General features: G+C 70.6%; 5 protein-coding genes and 2 pseudogenes. 6 read left to right on the top strand and 1 reads right to left on the bottom strand.

The features are described 5' to 3' along the window. Positions 1-22 precede the first annotated feature (22 nt). The 6 genes and pseudogenes from FXN61_RS54450 to FXN61_RS22205 form a co-directional block, all read left to right on the top strand. Positions 23-226: pseudogene (locus FXN61_RS54450) on the top strand (carboxylesterase family protein); the annotation flags it as partial. A gap of 128 nt (positions 227-354) precedes the next feature. Further along, the gene (locus tag FXN61_RS22220; RefSeq protein WP_167975976.1) at positions 355-1,074 is read left to right on the top strand and encodes a carboxylesterase family protein; all 720 of its coding nucleotides are present in this window, start codon (positions 355-357) and stop codon (positions 1,072-1,074) included. Continuing rightward, the gene (locus FXN61_RS22215; protein WP_167975975.1) at positions 1,050-2,558 is read left to right on the top strand and encodes a carboxylesterase/lipase family protein; all 1,509 of its coding nucleotides are present in this window, start codon (positions 1,050-1,052) and stop codon (positions 2,556-2,558) included. The genes FXN61_RS22220 and FXN61_RS22215 overlap by 25 nt, the downstream gene beginning before the upstream one ends. 3 nt (positions 2,559-2,561) lie before the next feature. After that, positions 2,562-3,104 (top strand): annotated as a pseudogene (locus tag FXN61_RS52440) (MFS transporter); the annotation flags it as partial. A gap of 94 nt (positions 3,105-3,198) precedes the next feature. After that, positions 3,199-3,840 (top strand): MFS transporter, encoded by a 642-nt coding sequence (locus FXN61_RS52435; protein ID WP_312877915.1) that lies wholly within the window; start codon positions 3,199-3,201, stop codon positions 3,838-3,840. A gap of 195 nt (positions 3,841-4,035) precedes the next feature. Then, complete coding sequence (locus tag FXN61_RS22205; protein WP_312877914.1) at positions 4,036-5,214, top strand: GGDEF domain-containing protein; 1,179 nt, start codon at positions 4,036-4,038, stop codon at positions 5,212-5,214. On the opposite strand, the gene FXN61_RS22200 is transcribed toward FXN61_RS22205, so the two are convergent. Beyond that, positions 5,211-6,053 carry an alpha/beta fold hydrolase gene (locus FXN61_RS22200; protein ID WP_167975973.1) on the bottom strand — a complete coding sequence of 281 codons (843 nt, stop codon included), beginning with the start codon at positions 6,051-6,053 and terminating at the stop codon, positions 5,211-5,213. The genes FXN61_RS22205 and FXN61_RS22200 overlap by 4 nt on opposite strands. Positions 6,054-6,059: the final 6 nt, after the last annotated feature.

Below are 6,059 nucleotides of genomic sequence, written 5' to 3'. Positions count from 1 at the left end.
GGCGACGAAGAACGACGCCGTCGTGGTGACGGTGAACTACCGGCTCGGGGCGTTCGGCTTCTTCGGCTACCCCGGCCTGCCGGGCTCGGGCGCGTTCGGCATCGCCGATCAGCAGGCGGCGCTGCGGTGGGTGCAGCGCAACGCGCGTGCGTTCGGCGGTGACGCCCGCAACGTGACGATCTTCGGCGAGTCGGCTGGCGGGTTGAGCGTGTGTGCCCAGCTGGCCTCACCGGCCGCGGCGGGCCTGTTCCACAAGGCGATCATCCAGTCCGGCGCGTGCGCCCTGACCACGCCGGACTCGCAGCGGCCCGGCGAGTTCGTCACGTTGTGGAAGCGCGCGCGGAGGTCGAGCAGATGGGGGCGGCACAGCCGCTGGGCTGTGCGGACATCGCGTGCCTGCGGGCGTTGCCGGTGGCGAAACTGCTGGCGGTGCACAACGTGTTCGCGTTCCCGGCGTTCGGCACGCGGGTGCTGCCGATCAGTCCGCAGGTCGCGCAGAGCACCGGCCGCATGCATCGGGTGCCGACGATGGTGGGGTCGACACACGACGAGGCGACGCTGTTCGTGGCGCTGATCTGGCCGGCACAGGTCCCCGAGTCCGCGTATCGCGACACGGTCGCGAGCCTTTACGGGCAGGAGCTCGCCGGCCGGATCGTCGCCCGCTACCCGGTCAACGGCAACGGCGATGCCCGCGACGAGCTGGCGACGGTGCTGACAGACCACTCGTGGGCATGCCCGACGCACGACACGCGCCGCTTGCTGGGCCGCACGACGACGGTGTCGGGCTACGAGTTCGCGGACCGCGACATGCCGATGATCTTCCCCGGCCTGCCCGAGTTCCCCGGCGGCTACAAGGCGTATCACGCCTCCGAGCTGCCGTTGCTGTTCGACTTCGGCGTGCCGCTGACGCCGGGGCAGCAGAAGCTGTCGGACTACATGATCGCCGCGTGGGGCCGCTTCGCCCGCACCGGCGACCCGGGATGGCGTGCGGACGTGCAGTCCCTGGCCGCCGGTGACGTCCGGCCGGCCGACTTCGTGAAGGACCACAAATGCGGCTTCTGGGGGTCGATGTGAAGAGAATTCTGACGGCCGCGGTCACCGCGGCGATGGCCTGCGCGGTGCTCGTGAGCCCGGCCGCCGCGGACAGTGGCGCGGTGGTGCGCACGGACAAGGGTGCCGTGCGAGGGACGGTGACCGACACCTACCGGACGTTCGGCAACATCCCGTTCGCCGCTCCCCCGGTCGGTGAGAACCGGTGGCGCGACCCGCAGCCGGTCACGCCGTGGCAGGGGGTGCGGGACGCGACGACGCCCGCGCCGTTGTGCGCGCAGACCTCGCAACTGGGCCAGCCAGCCTCGGAGACCGAGGACTGCCTGTACCTCAACGTCACCACGCCGGCGAAGAAGACGGCCAAGCCGCGGCCGGTGATGGTGTGGATCCACGGCGGCGGGTTCACCTCCGGTGGCGCGTCGATGTACGACGCGCGGTGGCTGGCGACGAAGAACGACGCCGTCGTGGTGACGGTGAACTACCGGCTCGGGGCGTTCGGCTTCTTCGGCTACCCCGGCCTGCCGGGCTCGGGCGCGTTCGGGCTGGCCGACCAGCAGGCGGCACTGAAGTGGGTGCAGCGCAACGCCCGCGCGTTCGGCGGCAACGCCCGCAACGTCACGGTGTTCGGCGAGTCGGCCGGCGGGTTGAGCGTGTGCGCGCAGCTCGCCTCACCGCGGGCGGCGGGGTTGTTCGCCAAGGCGATCATCCAGTCCGGTCCGTGCGGTGTCACCTTCCCGGGCAGCGCCCCCGGCGAGTTCCTGAACGTCTGGCGGGCACGTGCGGACGTCGAGAAGCAGGGCGCGGGCACCCTGGGCTGCGCCGACATCGCCTGCCTGCGGGCACAGCCGGTGTCGAAGCTGCTGACCGTGCACGACCAGTTCGCCTCGCCCGCCCACGACACCGCGGTGCTGCCGATCGACCCGGTGGTGGCGCAGCGAACGGGCCGCATGCACCACGTGCCGACTCTGGTGGGCACCACGCACGACGAAATGACGTTGTTCGCCCCGTTGCTCTGGCCGCAGCCCGTGCCCGAGGCCGGCTACCGGGCGCTGCTGGCCGGACTGTTCGGTGAGCAGCACGCGGACCGGATCGCCGCGCGATACCCGGTCAACGGCAACGACGACGCACGCGACGAGATCGCCCGCGTGCTGACCGACAAGTCGTGGTCCTGCACCTCGCAAACCGCGCGCAAGGAACTGGGACGCCACATGCGGGTGTCGGGCTACGAGTTCGCGGACCCCGACGCGCCGTTGATCGTCCCGTTGCCGCCGTTCCCGGACTACAAGGCCTACCACGCCTCCGAGCTGGCAATGCTGTTCGACTTCGGCGTCCAGCTCACGCCCGCGCAACGCGAGGTCTCGGACTACATGATCGCCGCGTGGGGCCGCTTCGCCCGCACCGGCGACCCCGGATGGCGTTCGGAGGTGCAGTCGCTGGCACCCGGAGCAATCGGGGGCACCGATTTCGCCCGAGATCACCAGTGCGGGTTCTGGTCGTCCATCCTGTAGCGCATGCCCGGCTACCGCGAGCTCGCCCGCGACGGTGAGTTCCGCGCCCTGTTCGTGGCGCACGTGGTGTCGGTGGCCGGGGACCAGTTCGCCAGGGTCGCGCTGACGGTGCACGTCTACGACCGCACCGCCAGCGCCGGCCTGACCGCGCTGACCTACGCGTTGACGTTTCTGCCGGACCTGGTCGGCGGGCCGCTGCTCTCAGGGCTCGCCGACCGGTTCGCACGCAAAGAAGTGATGGTGGCCGCCGACCTGATCCGGGCGGCCCTTCTGCTGTTCATGGCGGTGCCGGGAATGCCGCTGTGGCTGCTCGCGGCACTGCTGGTGCTGGTGCAGTTCGCGGGGGCACCGCACGGCGCGGCGCGGGCGGCGCTGCTGCCGCACATCCTGCCCGACGAACGGTATCCACTGGGGCAGGCGGTGCTCAGCACCGTGACACAGGCAGCCCAGGTCGCCGGGTTCCTCGCCGGCGGCGCGCTGGTCGCCTGGCTCGGACCGGGACTGGTGCTGGTGACCGACGGGCTGACGTTCGCGGTCTCGGCGTTCCTGATCGGGCTGTTCCTGCTCCGACCGGCCCGCACCGGACAGCCCGCGACGTGGCGGGCGTGGCCGGCGGACCTGGTCGGCGGGGGCGAGGCTGGTGTGGGGCGATCGCAGGTTGCGGGCGCTGGTCGCGCTCGCCTGCGTCTCGGGCTTCTACATCGTCGGAGAAGCTCTCGCGGCGCCGTACGCGTCGCAACTGGGAGCGGGACCGGCCGGGGTGGGGCTGATCTTCGGCGCCTACGCCGCGGGGGCGGCGGCGGGCATGCTGCTGGTGGCACGCCTGGGCGAACGGACGCAGCTGCGGCTGATGCCGTGGCTGACGATCGCCGCGTGCGCCGTTCTCGTCCCGGCCGCGTTGCGGCCGGGTCTGGTCGTGAGCGTCGGGTTGTTCGCGTTGTCCGGAGCAGCCAGTGCCTATCACCTGGTCGCGAACACGAGTTTCGTGCGCGCGGTTCCGGACTCGTCGCGCGGGCAGGCGTTCGGCCTGGCCGTCACCGCGTTGCGCGTCTCCCAGGGGGTGGGGGTGGCGCTGGCGGGCGTGGCGGCCGAACGGATCGCAGTGCACCTGGTCGTCGCCGCCGCCGGAGCACTGGGCGTGCTCGCGGCAAGCGGTGCGGCGATCGTGTGGTGGCTCAGCGGGTCTCGCTCGAACGCCAGTCGTTCGGCCGCGCCCAGTCGTTGGGACGGAACCAGTCGTTCGGGCGGACCGGACGCGGGGAAGAGGTACGGACGATCATGACAATCTCCTTCAAGGGGGTGCGGAAATCGTGAGCACTACTCAGGGTGAGGTCCCCCACATGGAGCCACGACTTTGAGTTACCCGGTAGCTACAGTTGTTTGTTCCTGACGGTGGTGTGGGGGTGGCAGCGTGCCTTGGCTCGACCCGCGCCGATGGAGGTTATGGTCGCTTCCTCCAGTGGTGCTGGCCTATGTCGTGACGGCGGACGTTTCGGCGTCCCTCGTCACGCTCGCCACCGCATGGCGTACCCCTGCCGAGACCTTCGTCTGGCCGCTGTTCCTGCTGCTCGCCGGCGGTGCGGTGCTGCACCTGGAAGCGGCTCAGGGCATTGAACGGATCCGCGAGATTTCACGCGAGGGCTCGCCACACGCCCACATGCAGTCGGTGTGGCTGTTCGCGGGCGTGCTCGTACTACCGATGCCACTGCTGGTCGCGCTGATCGCCATCAGCTACCTGCACGCGTGGCTTCGGGTCTACAAGCGGCGGGCGGTCCTGTTCCGCAAGGTGTTCTCCGCGGCCACTGTCGTACTCGCATGTGCCGCAGCGCAACTGGTTCTGGGATTCTTCCCGAACCGGCCTCTTGACGTTGACGGCCCCCTCGGCCTGCTCGCCCTGGCCAGCGCCGGCCTCGTCTACTGGCTCGTCAACTACGCGCTCGTCGTCGGCGCCATCGTGATGACCAACCGCGACCAGCCGGCCCGCGCAGCGCTGGGCAACGCCTCCGACCAGCTCATCATCCTCGCCTCGATCGGCCTGGGCTCAGTGCTGGCGACCATGATGAGCACCCGCCCGTGGCTCACACCCATGCTGCTGCTGACCGTGCTCGCCCTGCACATGGGCCTGCTGCTGCCGCAGTTCCGCGTCGCCGCCCGCACCGACTCCAAGACCGGCCTGGTCGACGCCACCTTCTGGCACGACGTCGCCGGCCGCGAGATCGAACGCGCCCGCCGCCTGCTGTCCACCGTCGGCATCCTGATCCTCGACCTCGACCACTTCAAGCTGATCAACGACACCTACGGCCACCTCGCCGGCGACCGCGTGCTGCGCGCCGTGGCCGACGCGCTCAAACACTCCGTGCGCTCCTACGACCTCGTCGGCAGATTCGGCGGCGAGGAGTTCGCCGTGCTGCTGCCCGGCGTCAGCACCGAGGAAGTCCGCGCCACCGCCGAACGCGTCCGCTTCGCCATCGCCGGACTGCACATCGCCGTCATCGACCGCCTCGGCCACGACCAGGTCATCACCGGCCTGACCGCCTCGGTCGGCGCGGCGGTCTTCCCGGACACCGCAACCGAGCTCAGCCCACTGCTGCTCGCCGCCGACGAGGCCCTCTACCAGGCCAAGAACAACGGCCGCGACCGCGTCGCCGTCTCCTAAGCCTCCAGGAACGCCGCGATCCGCTTCGCGACCACGTCAGGCTCCTCCACCCACGGGTAATGCCCCACACCCTCGTGCACGTACAACGTCGCGTCCGGGAACAGCTCCGCCAGCTCGACACAACGCCGCACCGGCGAAATCGGGTCCTCCGAGCACGCGTACACCAGCACCGGATGGTCGAAGTCCGCCAACGCCCGCCGCAGCACACCCGGCACGAACGCGCCCTCGGCGTTGTAGCCCAGCGCCACGTAGTACTTCCACTGACCAAGCTCGGCGTTCGCATGAGCCTGCGACCGCTCGTCCCACCGCGCGTACAGCAGCGGCGACGCGGCCACCCGGTTCTCCACCGAGGTGTCACCCGCCGCGGTACGGCGCAGCGCCGTCGTCGCGGCCTCGAACCACGGCTGATCCGCACGCGAGGCCAGGAACGTGTCCCAGTCGCTCTGCTCCGGCGACAACCCCACACTGCGCAACGCCGGCGTCAGCAGCACGAGCTTGCCGACACGGTCCGGGAAGTCCGCGGCATACCCCATCGCGATCCCCGCACCCGCCGAATGCCCCAGCACGTCCACCACGTCCAGGCCGAGGTGACGGCGCACCATCTCCACGTCCCTGACCAGCATGTCCCGCCGGTAGGTGAACGGATCCGCCGGCTCGTCGGACTCACCCGTGCCGCGGTTGTCCAGGACGATCAACCGCCGCGCGGCGTCCAGACCGCCCAGCGTCTCCAGGTACTCCGCAGCCCTCCCAGGGCCGCCGGCCAGAACCAGCAGCGGGACGCCGTCACCCGCTTCCCGGTAGGCGAGCTCGGTGCCGTCGAACGAGGTGAACCGTGCCATGCTGCA

Origin of the sequence: Lentzea indica (genome assembly GCF_012184385.1) — a bacterium.
GTDB classification, from domain to species: domain Bacteria; phylum Actinomycetota; class Actinomycetes; order Mycobacteriales; family Pseudonocardiaceae; genus Lentzea; species Lentzea indica.
This window is presented reverse-complemented; position numbering and strand designations above follow the sequence as displayed.